General features: G+C 39.3%; 15 protein-coding genes. 9 read left to right on the forward strand and 6 right to left on the reverse strand.

Annotated features, from left to right (window positions below; translation table 11 throughout):
* The first annotated feature begins 81 nt into the window (after nt 1–81).
* Entirely contained in the window at nt 82–231 is a 150-nt protein-coding gene (locus tag HT729_RS07500) for a hypothetical protein (protein ID WP_172931856.1), read from the forward strand.
* A gap of 159 nt (nt 232–390) precedes the next feature.
* On the opposite strand, the gene HT729_RS07505 is transcribed toward HT729_RS07500, so the two are convergent.
* The 3 genes from HT729_RS07505 to pepO form a co-directional block, all read right to left on the reverse strand.
* A complete protein-coding gene (locus tag HT729_RS07505) occupies nt 391–3117 on the reverse strand; it encodes an LPXTG cell wall anchor domain-containing protein (protein ID WP_172931857.1) in 2727 nt (908 codons plus the stop codon).
* A gap of 427 nt (nt 3118–3544) precedes the next feature.
* A complete protein-coding gene (locus HT729_RS07510) occupies nt 3545–4168 on the reverse strand; it encodes a recombinase family protein (RefSeq protein WP_000078994.1) in 624 nt (207 codons plus the stop codon).
* Between the two features lie 182 nt (nt 4169–4350).
* Nucleotides 4351–6243 (reverse strand): endopeptidase PepO, encoded by a 1893-nt coding sequence (gene pepO, locus HT729_RS07515; RefSeq protein ID WP_050261692.1) that lies wholly within the window; start codon nt 6241–6243, stop codon nt 4351–4353.
* Between the two features lie 381 nt (nt 6244–6624).
* Here pepO and HT729_RS12065 point away from each other — a divergent pair, with 381 nt between their 5' ends.
* The 8 genes from HT729_RS12065 (at nt 6625) to tpx (ending at nt 12548) form a co-directional block, all read left to right on the forward strand.
* Complete coding sequence (locus HT729_RS12065; RefSeq protein WP_240164425.1) at nt 6625–6978, forward strand: hypothetical protein; 354 nt, start codon at nt 6625–6627, stop codon at nt 6976–6978.
* Nucleotides 6979–7031: 53 nt separating this feature from the next.
* Nucleotides 7032–7739 carry a ThiF family adenylyltransferase gene (locus HT729_RS12070; protein ID WP_258953676.1) on the forward strand — a complete coding sequence of 236 codons (708 nt, stop codon included), beginning with the start codon at nt 7032–7034 and terminating at the stop codon, nt 7737–7739.
* Entirely contained in the window at nt 7732–8661 is a 930-nt protein-coding gene (locus tag HT729_RS07525) for an MFS transporter (RefSeq protein ID WP_240164426.1), read from the forward strand. Before HT729_RS12070 ends, HT729_RS07525 begins: the two co-directional genes overlap by 8 nt.
* Nucleotides 8646–8927: a hypothetical protein gene (locus tag HT729_RS12075; RefSeq protein ID WP_240147715.1), complete on the forward strand. Its 282-nt coding sequence runs from the start codon at nt 8646–8648 to the stop codon at nt 8925–8927. Before HT729_RS07525 ends, HT729_RS12075 begins: the two co-directional genes overlap by 16 nt.
* A gap of 472 nt (nt 8928–9399) precedes the next feature.
* Nucleotides 9400–10122 (forward strand): metal ABC transporter ATP-binding protein, encoded by a 723-nt coding sequence (locus HT729_RS07530; RefSeq protein ID WP_172931858.1) that lies wholly within the window; start codon nt 9400–9402, stop codon nt 10120–10122.
* A complete protein-coding gene (locus HT729_RS07535) occupies nt 10119–10967 on the forward strand; it encodes a metal ABC transporter permease (RefSeq protein WP_075231207.1) in 849 nt (282 codons plus the stop codon). The genes HT729_RS07530 and HT729_RS07535 overlap by 4 nt, the downstream gene beginning before the upstream one ends.
* 34 nt (nt 10968–11001) lie before the next feature.
* Entirely contained in the window at nt 11002–11931 is a 930-nt protein-coding gene (psaA, locus tag HT729_RS07540) for a metal ABC transporter substrate-binding lipoprotein/adhesin PsaA (RefSeq protein WP_050253855.1), read from the forward strand.
* 125 nt (nt 11932–12056) lie between these two features.
* On the forward strand, nt 12057–12548 hold the full coding sequence (gene tpx, locus HT729_RS07545) for a thiol peroxidase (RefSeq protein WP_033686889.1): 492 nt from the start codon (nt 12057–12059) through the stop codon (nt 12546–12548).
* Nucleotides 12549–12742: 194 nt separating this feature from the next.
* Here the strand turns inward: tpx and HT729_RS07550 are convergent, their stop codons facing one another.
* The 3 genes from HT729_RS07550 to HT729_RS07560 form a co-directional block, all read right to left on the reverse strand.
* Nucleotides 12743–15451, reverse strand: coding sequence for an ABC transporter permease (locus tag HT729_RS07550; protein WP_172931859.1), 2709 nt, complete (start codon nt 15449–15451; stop codon nt 12743–12745).
* A 1-nt stretch (nt 15452) separates the two neighbouring features.
* Nucleotides 15453–16154 (reverse strand): ABC transporter ATP-binding protein, encoded by a 702-nt coding sequence (locus HT729_RS07555; RefSeq protein ID WP_172931860.1) that lies wholly within the window; start codon nt 16152–16154, stop codon nt 15453–15455.
* 118 nt (nt 16155–16272) lie between these two features.
* Nucleotides 16273–16965, reverse strand: a complete 693-nt coding sequence (locus HT729_RS07560) for a phosphoglycerate mutase (protein ID WP_000240129.1) — start codon at nt 16963–16965, stop codon at nt 16273–16275.
* Nucleotides 16966–17096 lie beyond the last annotated feature (131 nt).

Below are 17096 nucleotides of genomic sequence, written 5' to 3' on the forward strand. Positions count from 1 at the left end.
TTACTATATTATAACAATTATAGCACAAAAGCCGATAGCTGCAAGCCCTTTCCCTAAACTGTAGCAAAAAGTCATCCGAAGATGACTTTTTTGCTACTTATACTCAATGAAAACCAAAAAGCAAACGAGGAAGCTAGCACAGGTTGCTCAAAACACCGTTTTGAGGTTGCAGATAGAACTGACGAAGTCAGTAACATATACATACGGCAAGGCGAAGCTGACGTGGTTTGAAGAGATTTTCGAAGAGTATTAGAATTATAAAAAACGCATAATATCAGATGTAGATAATTTGATATTATGCGTTTTATCATGAAAAGATTTTCTAAATCATCTCCTCAAATTGATTTTTTCACAGTCTAAAATATTTGATAGATAAACTATGAATTGGAGTTATTCTGACTCCTTACGAAAGCTAAATAATCCAGCAGTTAGAGTTAACATTCCAAATAGGGTGGCGAGAATTGAGTGATTTTCTCCAGTATTTGGCAAAGTCTTAGCTACTTGTTTCGAAATAGTTTCAGTCTTAGTTGCTAACGACTCAGCTTGAGTTTTTGTACTACTTGCGTCATTTCCTTTTTGTTCAGTATTACTACTATTTACAACTGGAACAGGAGTTGTACTACCTCCGTTATTGCGGCTTGCGGCAACTTTGAAAGTCATAGCATAGATACTGAAGTGATTGGTTTCAAAAGTAACCTTATCTGTATCTTGTTTGAACTTCAATGCCTGTAAAGTACCATCTGGAGCAACATAGTAAACATTTTCAACTGGCTTATCAGCAGAAAGACTTACTAGAACCATGCCATTTGGCTGGATAGCTTTACCATTCGCGTCATACAGATGAATGTCAAATGCCTTGTAGTCTTTTGATTCAAGTGAAGTCGGCTTGGTTTCTTCTACCTTGATATAGCTGACATTTTTGAGTGTTGCTTCTGAACCATGCACTTGAACGCTTCCAGCTTTGTTCGAAAGAACACGAGTATTGTTTGGGATGGCTGGGTTAAGTGTAGGCGTTACAGGAGTTGTCGGTGTTACTGGAGCAACTGGATTCACAGGTTGTTCAGTTGGTTTCTCTGGCTTAGCAGGTTGTGGTTGATCTGGAACAGCTGGTGCAACTGGTTTTGGTGTGTCAGGAACTACAGGTTTCTCGATTGGCTTTTCTGCTGGTTTCTCTGGCTTAGCAGGTTGTGGTTGATTAGCTGGAACAGTAGGAACACTTGGCTGCTTGTCTGGCTTAGGTTGTTCACTTGGCTTAACTTCAGGTTTTACTTGCTCAGCTGGTTTTTCAGCAGGGTTCTTAAATAAGAAAACGTAAGTATCGTAGGTTTCACCAAATAGATTGTATGAATGAGTTTTAGTTTTCTCATCATAGCGATTTGTTTCTTCACTTGGGAATCCTGGATAATAGAGTTCTTCCAGTTTTCTATCCTTAGTTAATGTATAAACCTGAATATCTTCTTTCTTCTCTTTTGATTTGATAGTTAAAGAGATGCCACCACCTTGGAGAGTTCGATTTGTTCCGTAAGTTGGATTTCCATTTTTATTAGGAACTTCATAGAAGATTGTATAAGCTTCGTAGTTCATTCCTTCTAACTCTGGAACTTTTACTCGAACAAGAGCAGGTTTAAACCTACTGTCCATATCTCCAAATCCGCTACCTTTAAATTTTATCTCTTTACCGTTTTCGAACATCGGATTATTGAAATTCGAATTAAAAGTATTTACTTTTATATGAGATCCTGCATGAAGCAAGTCTGGTTCAGCTGTCCACCAACCATAAGAGGTTTTTTCTACATTTTCAGCAGGAAGTGGAGCAGCAAGGTCGTTTGTTGTTAGAGTAGGGCGACCTGCTCCGTTAAACCAACGTTTTGGATTGTTAGTTCGATAAGGAATCTTTGGCAATCCAGCATTTTCAGCTGGTTTCACTGAGTTAGCTGGTTGTGGTTGCTCTGCTGGTTTAACCTCTGGTTGAGGGTTTTCTGCTGGTTTTGGATTCGGAATTGGAGTTTTAACCGGCTTGTTCTCAGCTGGTTTCGGCTGCACAGTTGGTTCAACTGTCTCCGCTGGTTTCGAAACTTCAGCAGGTTTTTCCGTTTCCGCTGGTTGCGGATCTTTCGGTTTTTCTTCTACTGGTTTATTTTTAGTGTAAATAAAATAGTAGCGGAAAAGATTATCTCCTTTACCATTTTTGTAACCAGAACCACGCAAAGCATAGGCTGCATCATAACTAACTCTGACAACCTTTGGATCTGGATCAATATCTGGATGATCTGCAGCGGCTTTTACAACGTGGCTAAAAGTGTAGTCGGAGAATTTTTTTGCTGTTAGTATTCCATCTGCGCTATCTTTGTCATGTACGTTCCATGTAGAGCTAACTTCTGCTTGTTTTGGACTATCAATTCTTGATTCAGTAGTGTATCCATGTTTTTGGACAAGATCAGCATCTAAGAAATCTGCTTGGATTTCATATTTTCGAACGCTTATATCTGAGAATGCTGGCACGGCTCCAGGTTTTTCTGGGATTGGTCTATGGATCAGTTCATCCATATCAACTCCGTCAGCAGCCCAAAGCTTCTCATTAGCCTCAGCTATCAGTTTATTGTACTCTTCTTGAGTCTTAGCTGCTCCTTTCTTATAGGCTAAATCCTCTGCTACCATCTTCTTCATCTCTTTAGAATCTGTTATAGGTTGTTCTGGCTCAGGTGTTATGATTGGTAGACCTGGCTCGGGTAGCTGATTGGTTGGATCGACGTTGTATTTTTTCTCGATCTCAGCATTTTTCTTGTCCTCTGCGATAGCCTCATCTGCTCCGTTTGCAAGAATGTTGCCCTCGGTCGAAGGTTTTTCGACAGGAGCGGGCTCTTCTACTGGCTTTTCAGCAGGTTTTGAAACTTCTTTGTCTAGCTTTGGTTTTGGTTTAGCGATTGGGTCGAGCATACTGAAATCAACCCAGCTACCATTAGGTTTTGGTGCAGGTGTTGGTTGAGCAACATTAGGTTTAGCAGCAACATTTGGCTGCGGCGCAACGTTTTCCTCGGCACGCACCAAAGTTGGCACGGCAGCACTAAGAGTTACAGCAGAGAAAGTGACAATACCTAGTTTAGTTAGTTTATTCATAATTTTTCCTCCTTGGGAATGTAAAATTGCCTTTTTAGGCTTATAAAATAACAAAATCAACTTCCTTTCAAGACCACAAAAGCAAAATTTTGAGCCAACTCATTCTCTAAACATTTAATGTTCTTGATAGAAGCCTTAAATGAACCTTTATCCATTAACTGAACAATACAGCTATTACACTATTACATATCTTAATAATTTTTAAATTTTTTGTTACCATAAGCTCGCTAACTACTTTAGAGATAGGGAACTAAGTGTATCGCGTAACGACCGTTAAACGATACACAAAAAATACCAGTCTAATACAGGTTAAAAACACTGTTAAACTCGTATTTTTTAAATATTCATATTGTTGTTTTGACTGTTTCATCAAACGGTCGTTAATCGAAACAAATTTACAGCTTCATTCTACCATTTTTCCCTATTTTTAGCAATGATTTTCCGTTTTTTTTTGACGATTGTTCGCCACTTTATTGCGTTCTAACACTTTATATAGGGTTGATGTAGAAATTTGTTCAGCTTTTGCAATATTACGTATGCTTATATTTGAATGTAGATATTTGTTAAGTATCCGCTCCTCCTTTTCTTTTGAAATCCGTTTTGCTCCTAATCTAACACCATTTTCCTTAGCTTTTCGAAGTCCTTCTTTTGTGCGAAACCTCAGATTTTCCAGCTCATTTTCTGCCACAAAGCCTAAAATGACGCAAAGTAACCTGCCAATAAGAGAGTCTGTTTCTAGTTTTTCATGCAAACTGACTAGCTGAATATGATATTCATTAAATTGTTCAATAAGTTCTAGTAGCTTAAACATAGATCGAGTCAGTCTATCTAACTTATAGATAGTGAAAGTAACCTGCTTGCCATCTTTCGAAAAGTCAGAGGCCAGTTTTAAGGCTTTTGTAAGTTCAGGACGAGTGTTATTTGCACCAGATTCCTTTTCTATAAAAAGTTTATCGCAATGTTTGAGAGCTTCGATTTGCACTTTCAATCCTAGGTCTTGCTTATGAGTAGATACACGGGCGTAGCCTATGTTGATAGTCTTTTGAGACATAAAAATCCTCCTGTTATCTTGATACAGAGGGATATTTTACTATGAATTTTAAAATAAGAAAAGACTTCAATTTCATAATCCCTATGAACTACACCCCAAAAGCTAGATTATTCTATCTAACTTTTTAGGGTGTACATAGATAGGGAAGGTGTAATTATAGGAGTTTTACTTGTCTCTTTGTATTACCAAATAATCACGCGCTCTTCTGGTGAACGCCACATTCCGTCACCTTCTTTGACATCATAGGTTGTAAAGAAATCATCGAAGTTTGGCACTTGTACATTGACACGAAGTTTGGCTGGCGCGTGCACATCGACACTAGCCAAAAGTTTCATAAATTCTGGACGACCTTTCATGCGCCAGATGCGACCGAAGTTGTAGAAGAACTCTTCTGCTGAGAAGTCTGCTTCTCTCTTAGCTGCTTCAAGCGCTGCTGCGATTCCTCCCAAGTCAGCCACGTTTTCTGATACAGTCAATTTACCGTTAATGGTTGCTCCATAAGAATCTTGTCCATCAAACTGGTCAATAACTTTTTGTGTTTTCTCCTTGAAGGCAGCATAGTCGCTCTCTGTCCACCAATCCTTGAGGCTACCATTTTCATCAAAGGAAGCTCCATTGGTATCAAAGGCGTGGGAAATTTCATGGGCAATAACTGCCCCAATACCACCGTAGTTAGCAGAAGATGACTGATGCAAGTCATAGAAAGGTGCTTGTAAAATAGCTGCTGGAAAGACAATCAGGTTCTTCTGTGGATTGTAGTAGGCATTGACCATATGAGCAGGCATGCCCCATTCTTTGTAGTCTACAGGTTGGTTCCACTTGCTCCAACTGTGCTTGATTTCCACACGCGCAAAGGCTAGAGCATTCTCAAAAAGACTGGCAGTTTCATTCACCACCTTATCCTTGTAACGTGCAGGCAATTCTTCTGGATAGCCAATATAAGGTTTGATCACATTGAGCTTCACGATAGCCTGTTTACAGGTTTCTGGAGTGAGCCAGTCATTCTTAAGCAGACGCTCCTTATAGACATCAATCATGGTTGCCACTTTTTTCTCCACATCCGCCTTGGCTTCTGGAGAGAACTTCTCACGGGCGTACCAAAGACCCAGGGCTTGCTTGAAAGGTTCCTGTGCTAGATGATAAGCTGCTTTGACCTTATCTTTTGCCTCTGGAACTCCAGAAAGGGCACGGCTGTAGGCACCAGACAAAACACGGATATCCTCTGTTAAATAGCTGGTTGAAAGATTGACTACACTTAAAATTAAGTTTGCTTTGAGAAGAGGCCAAGCCTCTTCACTATAGAATTGATCTGCTGCTTGCCAGAAACGTTCCTCGTCTACAATAACCTTGTCTGGTACTTGTCCAAGAACAGCTTGGAAGAAGTCATTCAAAGGTAGAGCAGGCGCGAATTTCTTGAAATCTTCGTAAGAATATGGATGGTAAAGCTTGGCATATTCTGAACCTTCTTCATTAGAGAGCACCACTGCCGCAACTCGGCGGTCCAATTCAAGTCTTTTTTCTAGCAAGTCTTCAATTTCTTCATCAGAGAAATCATAAGCCTTGAGGAGATTTGCGCTGCTTTCTTTCCAAAGAGTCAAGAGCTCTTCGCGCTGAGGATGCTCTTCTGCATAGTAGGTCGTATCTGGCAAGATTGTGCTTGGAGCGCTAGCCCATAGAACATTGATTCTAGCATCCATAAAGTCTGGCGATACACCAAAAGGAAGGAAGTTTGGTTTTCCTGCAAGCTCAAACTCTGCTAGTTTAGCTGTAAAATCCGCAAAAGTCTCCAATTCTTGGAATTCTTTAAGGAGTGGTAAGACAGGTGTGATACCGTCAGCTTCTCTCTTGTCAAAATCACGAACTAGGCGGTGGTATTTGACAAAGTTTGCCAAGATAGCATCCTCAGGCACCTCTTCACCTGCTAACCACTTGTCTGTTGTCGCCAGCATCAAGTCTTCAATTTCCTGATCTAAATCAACAAAACCTCCCGTTTGAGACTTATCTGCTGGAATTTCAGCTGTCTGTTGCCATTCTCCATTGATAGCATCATAAAAATCATCTTGATAACGTGTCATCTTGTTCTCGCTTTCATTTGTATTTGTCTTTATCTTAACAAAAATCACTAGGGAATGCAATTAAAAATGAACTTTCCTTTTCTATCATTTTTCAGTTAGTATTTCAATTTTTTAAAAATTTTTTAAAAATTCACAAAAAAATTAATTGTCTGAAAAATGAATTGACAAAAAATATATAAAATGATAAAATTCTATCTATCTCATAGCTTTGCTACTTGAAATTTAAATATTAGGAGGTAGATTTTATGCTTAAGCAAAAACGTGTTCATTCTGTAAGTATTGCAGGAATCGCAGTAGAAGGATAGTAATACTTTCTTCACCGAGGCTGGTAACTAGACTTTCTCTAGTTACCTTTTCTTTTAATTGATATAAGGAGATATAATGGATCTACTAAAAGCTCGTCCAAAACTAAAAAAGGCTTACCCAGTAGTATATAAAGACGGATCGGTCTATATAGGTGGGGTTGGAGAAATTACAGAATATGAAGACCCTAGCGGAGCTATTGAATACATGCTCAAAAAAATGGATGGAATTAATACCGTCGAAAAAATCATAAGAGAAGTTTCAGAAACCTACAGTGAACTATCACCATCTGATGTAATGGAAGCTATTGATGAAATCAGTAAAGAACGATTTATCGAGGATTTAAATCTTACTGGTTCTAAAATATTATTCAAGTATGAATTAGAACGTTATCACAGAAACATCAACTTTTTTCATCTTACGCAACTTTAAGTGAAAATAAATATATTTCTCAAAAAAAATTAATTGATTCAAAAATTGGAATTATTGGATTAGGCGGATTAGGCTCTCACATTATATATGACTTAGCTGGCTTAGGTATAGGAGAAATAAAAGCTGTTGAATTTGATGTCGTTGATATATCTAATTTAAATAGACAAATTTTATATAACTTTGATGATATAGGAAAGAGTAAAGCAAGTATAGCAAAACAACGCATCTATGAATTTAATCCTCAAATAAAATTTACTGTTGATGAAAAGAAAATCAATTCATCTGAAGATATTGTTGAATCATTCCGAGGATTCGACTGCTTAATACTAGTTGCGGATAGACCTAAAATCAAACTAGCAAGATGGGTAAATGAAGCTATAGTAAAGCTGAATATTCCTTTATTTTGTGCAGGTTTAGAAGAGCAACGAGCCCTGCAATATACTATTATCCCCAAAATATCTGGATGCATAGATTGTTGGAGAAATACTATCCAAAAAGAACACCCTATTTCTCACCTAATCCTTGAAGAAAGAACTCGTTTAAATTTAGTTGGTGACAATACTGCCATAGCTCCTCTAGTATCTGTAGCAACTGGTATCATTTGTTCAGAAGTTACAAAATATATCACTGGTATCGGTGAATTAACTACTGTAGGCCAATTAAAATCTATAGATATGAATACAATGACTACAAAAATAGCCGAGCATTGGCATATAGATCCCAATTGTATAACCTGTCGTGGAGGTAATATTATTGAATAGAAATTACAAAATATTGTGGCTAACATTTCTTGTATCCAACTTTGGTGATTGGCTAAGAAAATTAGCTCTACCTTTGCTAGTATTTGAGAAAACAGGATCTCCATTTCATATGGCTACTCTATACGGTATTTCATTTTTACCATGGATTTTATTTTCTCTAGTAGGAGGTATATTAGCAGATAAATTCAAAAAAGTATATATCATTTCAATATGTCATTTAATCTCATTAGTCATTCTAAGTTTGCTAATAATATCTTTTAAAAATGATAATATACTCTTACTCTTAATTTATATTTTAACCTTCCTGCTCTCCTCTACAGAGCCATTAGTCCACCCAGCATTTCAAAGCTTGTTACCACAGATTGTAACAGACAATCAGCTATCAAAAGCCAATTCAGGAATCCAACTTATTGACAATACATTAAATCTTATTGGTCCTATGATTAGTGGTTCTGTTCTATTACTTATTAATCCAGCTAAAGTTTTATGGGTCAATGCTCTTACCTTTTTAATTGCCAGCCTATTAATTCTCTTCATAAAAACTCCAGAAAATACACTAGTAAATATCTCTAAAAAAGAGAGTCTTTCTAAAACAATATCTATTGGTTTGCACTATGTAAAAAATGATAAAATCATCCTAAGTGGAGCTATTCTTTTTTTTGGAACAAACTTTGCCATTCATATATTTCAGGCCAACTTAGTTTACTATATTACAGATGTTCTAGGCTATACCTCCTTTCACTATGGATTAATACTCTCAATAGCTGGTGTAGGAGCTATATTAGGTGCTATTCTTGCCCCTGAATTAATTAAAAAGTTTAGATATGGAAAAATCCTCTCCATCAGTACAATGCTAGCTGGTCTATCTACTATGTTGCTATCAATTAACACAAACTATATATATATATGGGAGTATTTTTAGGTTTGAGTAATATGTTTGGCAATATCAATGCCATTACATATTTTACGTTACGACAAAAAGTTGTCAAAAAAGAAATGTTGGGACGTGTTGTTAGTATTACTAGAATGATCTCATTTGCTTCTATCCCCTTAGGAGCATACCTTGGAGGGATACTTGTTTCACATAACTTAACTATCATAAGTATTCTAATATTAGCAGGTACTATAAGATTTCTTGCAGGGGGATTTAGTTACTTTAGTCCATTAACCAAAAGTAAAAACTATTGATGTTTAAAGTGTGATATACTGATTCAAAATAATTCATCAAAGAATCGCTCATACTCAACAAAAATCAAAGGGTAAACTAAGGGGTTATCCATGGATAGATTAAAACACTTTTTGAAGTACAGATAGTAAATCTAATTAAAGAATCTTTAAAATCATAAAAACGCATAATATCAGGTGTATAAACCTTGAGATTATGCGTTTTATTAGACCTCCTACTAAATATATAGCAAAATAGAGTTAGTTGGAGCTGGAGTAGTACAATGCTGCTTCTAAGGCATTTTTATAATTTACTTTGAATTTCTAACAATGTTTTAAAAAACTCGGTGGACTATTCCAAATTCAATCCACTATATATTGATTCCCTTGTGTGATGTGTAAAGATTTTTTAATGACTTATTTTAATTTTTTCAAAAATTAACTTGACTTAATTTTTTTTTTAAGGTATATTAAGAGTAAGGAGGAATACAAGTTTATGATACGTATCGAAAACCTCAGTGTCTCCTACAAAGAAACGTTGGCACTTAAGGATATTTCACTAGTGCTCCATGGATCAACAATTACAGGTATCATTGGCCCAAACGGTGCTGGAAAATCAACATTATTAAAAGGTATGCTGGGAATTATCCCACATCAAGGTCAGGCATTTCTCGATGACAAGGAAGTTAAAAAATCCTTACACCGAATTGCCTATGTCGAACAAAAGATCAATATCGACTACAACTTTCCCATCAAGGTCAAGGAATGCGTCTCGTTAGGACTCTTTCCCTCTATCCCTCTCTTTCGAAGTTTAAAGGCTAAACATTGGAAGAAAGTGAAAGAAGCCCTTGAAATCGTCGGCCTAGCTGACTACGCTGAACGGCAAATCAGTCAACTGTCTGGAGGTCAATTCCAGCGGGTCTTGATTGCCAGATGTTTGGTACAGGAAGCCGACTATATCCTCTTGGATGAACCCTTTGTTGGGATTGACTCTGTCAGTGAGGAAATCATCATGAATACGCTGAGAGATCTGAAAAAAGCTGGGAAGACGGTTCTCATCGTCCACCACGACCTCAGCAAGGTTCCCCACTACTTCGATCAAGTCTTGCTTGTCAATCGAGAAGTGATTGCCTTTGGTCCAACCAAAGAAACCTTTACTGAAGCCAATCTCAAAGAAGCTTACGGTAATCGACTCTTTTTCAATGGAGGTGACCTATGATTGCAGAATTTATCGATGGATTGCAAAAATTCCATTTCTTACAAAATGCCTTGATAACAGCCATTGTCGTCGGGGTCGTAGCTGGAGCTGTGGGATGTTTCATCATTCTACGCGGGATGTCACTCATGGGAGATGCTATTTCACATGCTGTCTTGCCAGGTGTAGCCCTCTCCTTCATCTTGGGCCTTGACTTCTTTATCGGAGCCATTGTCTTTGGACTGCTAGCTGCCATCATCATTACCTACATCAAGGGAAACTCGATTATCAAAAGCGATACCGCCATCGGCATTACCTTTTCTTCTTTCTTAGCCCTCGGTATCATCTTGATTAGTGTCGCTAAAAGTTCAACTGACCTTTTCCATATCCTTTTTGGTAATATCCTAGCCGTCCAAGATACGGATATGTTTATTACTATGGGTGTGGGGGTAGCCATTCTCTTGTTAATCTGGATTTTCTTCAAGCAACTCTTGATAACTTCCTTTGATGAACTCTTGGCTAAAGCCATGGGAATGCCTGTCAATTTCTATCACTACCTTCTCATGGTACTCTTGACTCTCGTGTCTGTGACAGCCATGCAAAGTGTCGGAACTATCCTGATTGTAGCCATGCTGATTACCCCAGCTGCAACTGCTTATCTGTATGCTAATAGTCTGAAAAGTATGATTTTCCTTTCCTCAACCTTTGGAGCGACAGCTTCAGTTTTGGGACTCTTTATTGGCTATAGTTTTAATGTTGCGGCAGGTTCTAGTATCGTGCTTACAGCTGCTAGTTTCTTTCTCATTAGCTTCTTTATCGCTCCCAAACAACGATATTTGAAACTGAAAAATAAACATTTGTTAAAATAAGGGGCAAAGCCCCAATAATAAATTGGAGGATCTAATGAAAAAATTAGGTACATTACTCGTTCTCTTTCTTTCCGTTATTGCTCTTGTAGCATGTGCTAGCGGAAAAAAAGATGCAGCTTCTGGTCAAAAACTAAAAGTTGTTGCTACAAACTCAATCATCGCTGATATTACTAAAAATATTGCTGGTGACAAAATTGATCTTCATAGTATCGTTCCGATTGGGCAAGACCCACACGAATACGAACCACTTCCTGAAGATGTTAAGAAAACTTCTGAGGCAGACCTCATTTTCTATAACGGTATCAACCTTGAAACAGGTGGCAATGCTTGGTTTACCAAATTGGTAGAAAACGCTAAGAAAACTGAAAACAAAGACTACTTTGCAGTCAGTGAAGGTGTTGATGTTATCTACCTTGAAGGAAAAAATGAAAAAGGTAAAGAAGACCCACACGCTTGGCTCAACCTTGAAAATGGGATTATCTTTGCTAAAAATATCGCCAAACAATTGAGCGCCAAAGACCCTAACAACAAAGAATTCTATGAAAAAAATCTCAAAGAATATACTGATAAGTTAGACAAACTTGATAAAGAAAGTAAGGATAAATTTAATAACATCCCTGCTGAAAAGAAACTCATTGTAACTAGCGAAGGAGCATTCAAATACTTCTCTAAAGCCTATGGTGTCCCAAGTGCTTACATCTGGGAAATCAATACTGAAGAAGAAGGAACACCTGAACAAATCAAGACCTTGGTTGAAAAACTTCGCCAAACAAAAGTTCCATCACTCTTTGTAGAATCAAGTGTGGATGACCGTCCAATGAAAACTGTTTCTCAAGACACAAACATCCCAATCTACGCACAAATCTTTACTGACTCTATCGCAGAACAAGGTAAAGAAGGCGACAGCTACTACAGCATGATGAAATACAACCTTGACAAGATTGCTGAAGGATTGGCAAAATAATACTCAATGAAAAACGTCATTCTCACATGAACTGGCGTTTTTTTCTATGCACACATTTCCGGTCAAATCATTGGAAAATTTCGACTGTTTCAGCTACAATGGAAGAAAAAAGATTGGAGTATCTTATGGTAACTTTTCTCGGAAATCCTGTGAGCTTTACAGGTAAACAACTACAAGTCGGCGACAAGGCGCTTGATTTTTCTCTCACTACAACAGACCTTTCTAAAAAATCTCTGGCTGATTTTGATGGCAAGAAAAAAGTCTTGAGTGTCGTGCCTTCTATCGATACAGGCATCTGCTCAACTCAAACGCGTCGCTTTAACCAAGAACTGGCTGGACTGGACAATACGGTTGTCTTGACTGTTTCCATGGACCTACCTTTTGCCCAAAAACGTTGGTGCGGTGCTGAAGGTATTGAAAATGCCATCATGCTCTCAGACTATTTCGACCATTCCTTTGGACGTGACTATGCCCTCTTAATCAATGAGTGGCACCTATTGGCACGCGCAGTCTTTGTCCTCGATACTGACAACACTATTCGCTATGTTGAATACGTGGACAATATCAACTCTGAACCAAACTTCGAAGCTGCAATTGCAGCTGCTAAAGCCCTATAGAAAAAATCCTCTGTCACAAAGAGTTCCCTACTCTTTGAAACGGAGGATTTTTGTTTACGAGTAAATATAAGTTCAATCAGCTAATACTCTTCGAAAATCTCTTCAAACTACGTCAGCTTTATCTGCAACCTCAAAGCGTGCTTTGAGCAACCTGCTGCTAGCTTCCTAGTTTGTTCTTTGATTTTCATTGAGTATTACTCTACAGATTTCAAGGCTTCAAGCATATCAACCTTTCTCAGATGATAATTGACAAAGAAACCAAGCAAGGTTAAAATGGTGCTTACTGCTGCCACTGGGATTACATAGACTTCCCAGCCTACCTGCGGATAAAAGAGAATAGTCGCAGGCGAAATCATTTGAATCAAAAATTGGTGTAAATAGAAACCAGATACCAAACCAAGTACGATTCCCACAAGGGACAGCACAATCGTCTCACGATAAATGTAGAGGGTAACTTCATTATTATGAAAACCGCGAACCTTGATAGTGGAGAGTTCACGGATTCTCTCAGCCACGTTGATATTGGTCAGATTGTAGAGGATAACAATAGCCAACAGAACCGATACGATGACCAAGATGGTCATGGTCTGATTGAGTGAGCTGGCGACGGAGTCAAAGAGGCGAATGGCTGAAGCATTTTGAACAACACTGGACACCGCAGATTGATTCATAAGCAAGCCTGCCTGACTTTCGATACTAGGCGCACTAGAATCCTTTAGCGTAACCAGATAAGTGTTAGCTTGGGGTAGCTGTCCGTAAAGTTGCTCATAGCTAGCCTGACTCATATAAATAAAGTGCCCAACGTAGTTCTCAGCAATAGCAGCGACCTTTAGCTTCTTACCTTCAATTTCTAGAGTCTGCCCAACCTTGACACCTGCCAGCTGGGCGAGTTTATCCGTGATAACGACGCCATCTTTTAATATCAGCTCCTGCTGATGATGTTGCAGATGGATAAAGGGCGTCAAATCTTCTTTCTCTGTCATCATAAGGGTAATGGTTTGAAGACCAGCCTTACCTTTGAAATCCTTGTCTAGCGTTTTAGAATAGATTTTCTGATAAGCTTGGATATCTTGCTCTTTCAACACTTCTTCCAACTCTGCCTTGTCTTGATTGGTCGCACTAGGATTTTCAGAGACAATCATTTGATACTGTTGGATTTGTTGAAACTGTTTAGAAGGAACTCCTGCTACAGAGGATTGGATTCCCAAACCTGCAAAAAGCAGAGCTACAGAACCTGCCACACCAAAGATCGTCATCAACATCCGCTGCTTATAACGAAAGATATTGCGGGCTGTCACCTTATGAGTAAAACTGAGACGACGCCAAATAAAACCGATGCGCTCCAGTAAGATTTTAGCTCCTTTAACAGGAGGTTTAGGCAATAAAAGCTGGGCTGCTTCGTCATGAAGTTCTCTACTAGCTACCAAGTAGGCTGGTAACACACTTGCCAACCAACTCAAGACAAGAGCCAGTAAGCTATAGGTCCAATAGATCTGAATCTGGGTTTCTCCCACCACCATGCCTTTTGTAATGACACTTGAAATCACACCGGCTAGTAAATAATGGCCAAGGATACTGCCTAGAGCCGTTCCGACAGTCCCAGCTACTAGACCGTAAAGGAGAAACTTGGCAATAATATCCTTGCTACGATAGCCCAAGGCCTTAAAAATCCCTGCATGAGTTCGCTCTTCATCCACAAAACGAGTCATGGTGGTAAAGGTCACCATAGCTGCTACGGCATAAAGCACTACAGGAAAGATATTGCCCACTGCCCGAATACTGGCTGAAGCATTACTATACATGAGGTAGCCTTGACCTCCAGGCATGGTCTGACGATTATAGACTTGATACTTGGGCTCAGCCAAATCATCCAAGGCTTGCTGATGTTTTTCTAGTTTTTCCTTTTCTTGGGCTAGATTTTGTTCAGCCTGCTTTAGTCTATCCTCTTCTTTACCCAATTCCTGCTTAGCTTGGGTAAGTTGAGCACTAGCCAGCTCTCTCTGAGCTTGAGGAAGCAAGGCTAGTTGACTTTCCTGAGCCTGTAAACGAGCTTGAGCAGCTGCTAAACGACGCTGGCCTTCCTGCAGATTAGTCTCAGCCTTATCAAGGGTTTCTTTGCCTTTGTCTAGAGACTCTTGTCCTTCTTTTCTCAAGAGTTGTAGACGTGCCTTGCCATTATCAGATAGAACTTGTTCAAGTTCTTCCTGATGTTGCTTGGATTTCTGTTCATAAGCTGCTGAAAAAGCATTTAATCCTGCTAAATCTTGATATTTCAAACGAGCTATATTGTAGACTTTCTGATCAAACTGACTAGGTAAAATCACCCCATAGGCTGTCAGAGTCCCACTTCCACTTCCTGCGTAGCCCATATCTCGCTGGGAGAGGATTTCAGCTGAATCCACAAAACCAGTAATGGTATAAGTATGGTCTTTTAAAGGGGAATGACCCTCTTCTTTTTCTTTAAAACTAATCTCCTGTCCCACGCTGTATTGGCCTTGCAAATGAGTGGCCAAAGCGATTTCCTTGTCTGACTGAGGAAGTCGTCCCTCTCTTAGCTGAAAGGTTGAAATTCGCTCTGGTTTGGAGTACAGCCGAATGGCATCCTGCCCATTCTCCATAGTCACATCTGTCAAATAGCCAAACTCGACCTCTGCACCCTGAGTCTGTTCTAGTTCTTCTTGATCGGCTTGATCCAAACCATAATTAGACATAACTGCTAAATCCAAGGTTTGAGCATTTATTAAATAAGCATTAGCTGTCGCCTCCATATTGGGACTGGTTACTTTGAGACCTACTAGGGCTAGAGACCCCAACATCATCAAGGTCAAGATGGATAAAAAACGTCCCTTGGAGCCTGTGAAGGACTGAATTAAGTCCTTCCAATAAGTCTTTCGCTTGATCATACTAGTACTCCAAACTGTCGATATCCTGAGGATGCTGGTTGAGCACCACATCCTTGACACTGGCATCGTGCATATGAATCACGCGATCCGCAATGGGCGCCAAAGCTCCATTGTGAGTCACGATGATTACCGTCGCTCCCTTTTGACGAGACATGTCTTGCAGAATTTTCAAAACCTGCTTGCCCGTCTGATAATCCAAAGCGCCTGTCGGTTCATCACAAAGGAGAATTTTAGGATTTTTAGCTACTGCGCGTGCAATGGAGACTCGCTGTTGCTCCCCTCCAGAAAGCTGGGCTGGAAAATTATTGAGACGATGAGTCAGACCTACATCTGTCAAGACCTGCTCAGGATCCAAGGCATCCGTCACGATTTCTGAAGCCAACTCCACATTTTCCTTAGCGGTTAGATTGGAAACTAGATTATAAAACTGAAAAACAAACCCGACATCATTTCTACGGTAATTGGTTCTCTGGTGGGAACTATAGTCTGCAATATTGGCACCATCAATCCAGATTTCCCCTTCATCATTGGTATCCATTCCCCCAAGAAGGTTAAGAACCGTTGACTTGCCTGCACCAGACGCACCTAGAATAATAACCAATTCACCCTTCTCAATCTCAAAATTCACATCACGATTGGCCACAATCTCCGTGTCCCCAACCTGATAACGCTTGTAACAGTGTTTCATCTCAATATAAGCCATCAGACCCACCCTCTCTCAAACAAATTACTTCCTACTACCATTATAACGCTTTTTCAAGCCATTGGAAACTGGGAACAAAAACAAAAAGCCTAGAAATCAATTCTAGACTTACATTTTTTTATTTTCCAAGGTAGTATTCAGAAACAACGTTCAATTTTTCGTCGAATTCGAATACCAATGGTGGGAAGTTAGGGATTTCCACGTCCATGATCTCGTCATCTGACAAACCTTTGATGTGTTTTACAAGGGCACGGATTGAGTTACCGTGAGCTCCTACGAATACGTTTTTACCATCTTTAAGAGCTGGAGCGATTTTATCTTCCCAGAAAGGAAGGGCACGTTCCAAAGTCACTTTCAAGTTTTCAGCATCTGGGATTACTGAGTCGTCAAGTGAAGCGTAACGACGGTCTGTGTGAGCTGAGTGCTCATCATCACGGTCCATGTTTGGAGGCAATACATCGTATGAACGACGCCAGATGTGAACTTGCTCATCACCAAATTGCTCAGCAGCTTCAGCTTTGTTTTTACCAGTCAAACCACCGTAGTGACGTTCGTTCAGGCGCCATGATTTTTCAACTGGAACCCACAATTGGTCAGAAGCTTCAAGAGCCAAGTTCGTTGTTTTGATCGCACGTTTCAATACTGAAGTGTAAGCTTGGTCAAATTCGATACCAGCTTCTTTGATCAATTTACCAGCGTCAATCGCTTGTTGTGTACCTTTTTCAGACAAATCAACATCAGCCCAACCAGTGAAAAGGTTAGCTTTGTTCCATTCAGACTCACCGTGGCGAGCAAAAACCAATTTTACCATTAGATGGATTCTCCTTTAAATTTTCCGAGGTTTCCCCTCGTTTATCTATTCTATTTTACACAATTTTTCACAAAAAAGCTAGTCATAACCAAAAAGGAAAGGACTGTTTGGCAATCCTTTTCCTTCTTAGT

The sequence above is a fragment of the Streptococcus sp. 79 genome, assembly GCF_013277425.1.
Taxonomy (GTDB): Bacteria; Bacillota; Bacilli; order Lactobacillales; family Streptococcaceae; genus Streptococcus; species Streptococcus pseudopneumoniae.

Excerpts from the sequence above, each read along its gene's own strand:
- pepO (WP_050261692.1), bottom strand. The coding sequence starts at position 6,243 with ATGACACGTTATCAAGATGATTTTTATGATGCTATCAATGGAGAATGG.
- HT729_RS07550 (WP_172931859.1), bottom strand. The coding sequence starts at position 15,451 with ATGATCAAGCGAAAGACTTATTGGAAGGACTTAATTCAGTCCTTCACA.
- HT729_RS07535 (WP_075231207.1), top strand. The coding sequence starts at position 10,119 with ATGATTGCAGAATTTATCGATGGATTGCAAAAATTCCATTTCTTACAA.
- HT729_RS07530 (WP_172931858.1), top strand. The coding sequence starts at position 9,400 with ATGATACGTATCGAAAACCTCAGTGTCTCCTACAAAGAAACGTTGGCA.
- HT729_RS07505 (WP_172931857.1), bottom strand. The coding sequence starts at position 3,117 with ATGAATAAACTAACTAAACTAGGTATTGTCACTTTCTCTGCTGTAACT.
- tpx (WP_033686889.1), top strand. The coding sequence starts at position 12,057 with ATGGTAACTTTTCTCGGAAATCCTGTGAGCTTTACAGGTAAACAACTA.
- psaA (WP_050253855.1), top strand. The coding sequence starts at position 11,002 with ATGAAAAAATTAGGTACATTACTCGTTCTCTTTCTTTCCGTTATTGCT.
- HT729_RS12065 (WP_240164425.1), top strand. The coding sequence starts at position 6,625 with ATGGATCTACTAAAAGCTCGTCCAAAACTAAAAAAGGCTTACCCAGTA.
- HT729_RS07555 (WP_172931860.1), bottom strand. The coding sequence starts at position 16,154 with ATGGCTTATATTGAGATGAAACACTGTTACAAGCGTTATCAGGTTGGG.
- HT729_RS12075 (WP_240147715.1), top strand. The coding sequence starts at position 8,646 with ATGGGAGTATTTTTAGGTTTGAGTAATATGTTTGGCAATATCAATGCC.
- HT729_RS07510 (WP_000078994.1), bottom strand. The coding sequence starts at position 4,168 with ATGTCTCAAAAGACTATCAACATAGGCTACGCCCGTGTATCTACTCAT.
- HT729_RS07560 (WP_000240129.1), bottom strand. The coding sequence starts at position 16,965 with ATGGTAAAATTGGTTTTTGCTCGCCACGGTGAGTCTGAATGGAACAAA.
- HT729_RS07500 (WP_172931856.1), top strand. The coding sequence starts at position 82 with ATGACTTTTTTGCTACTTATACTCAATGAAAACCAAAAAGCAAACGAG.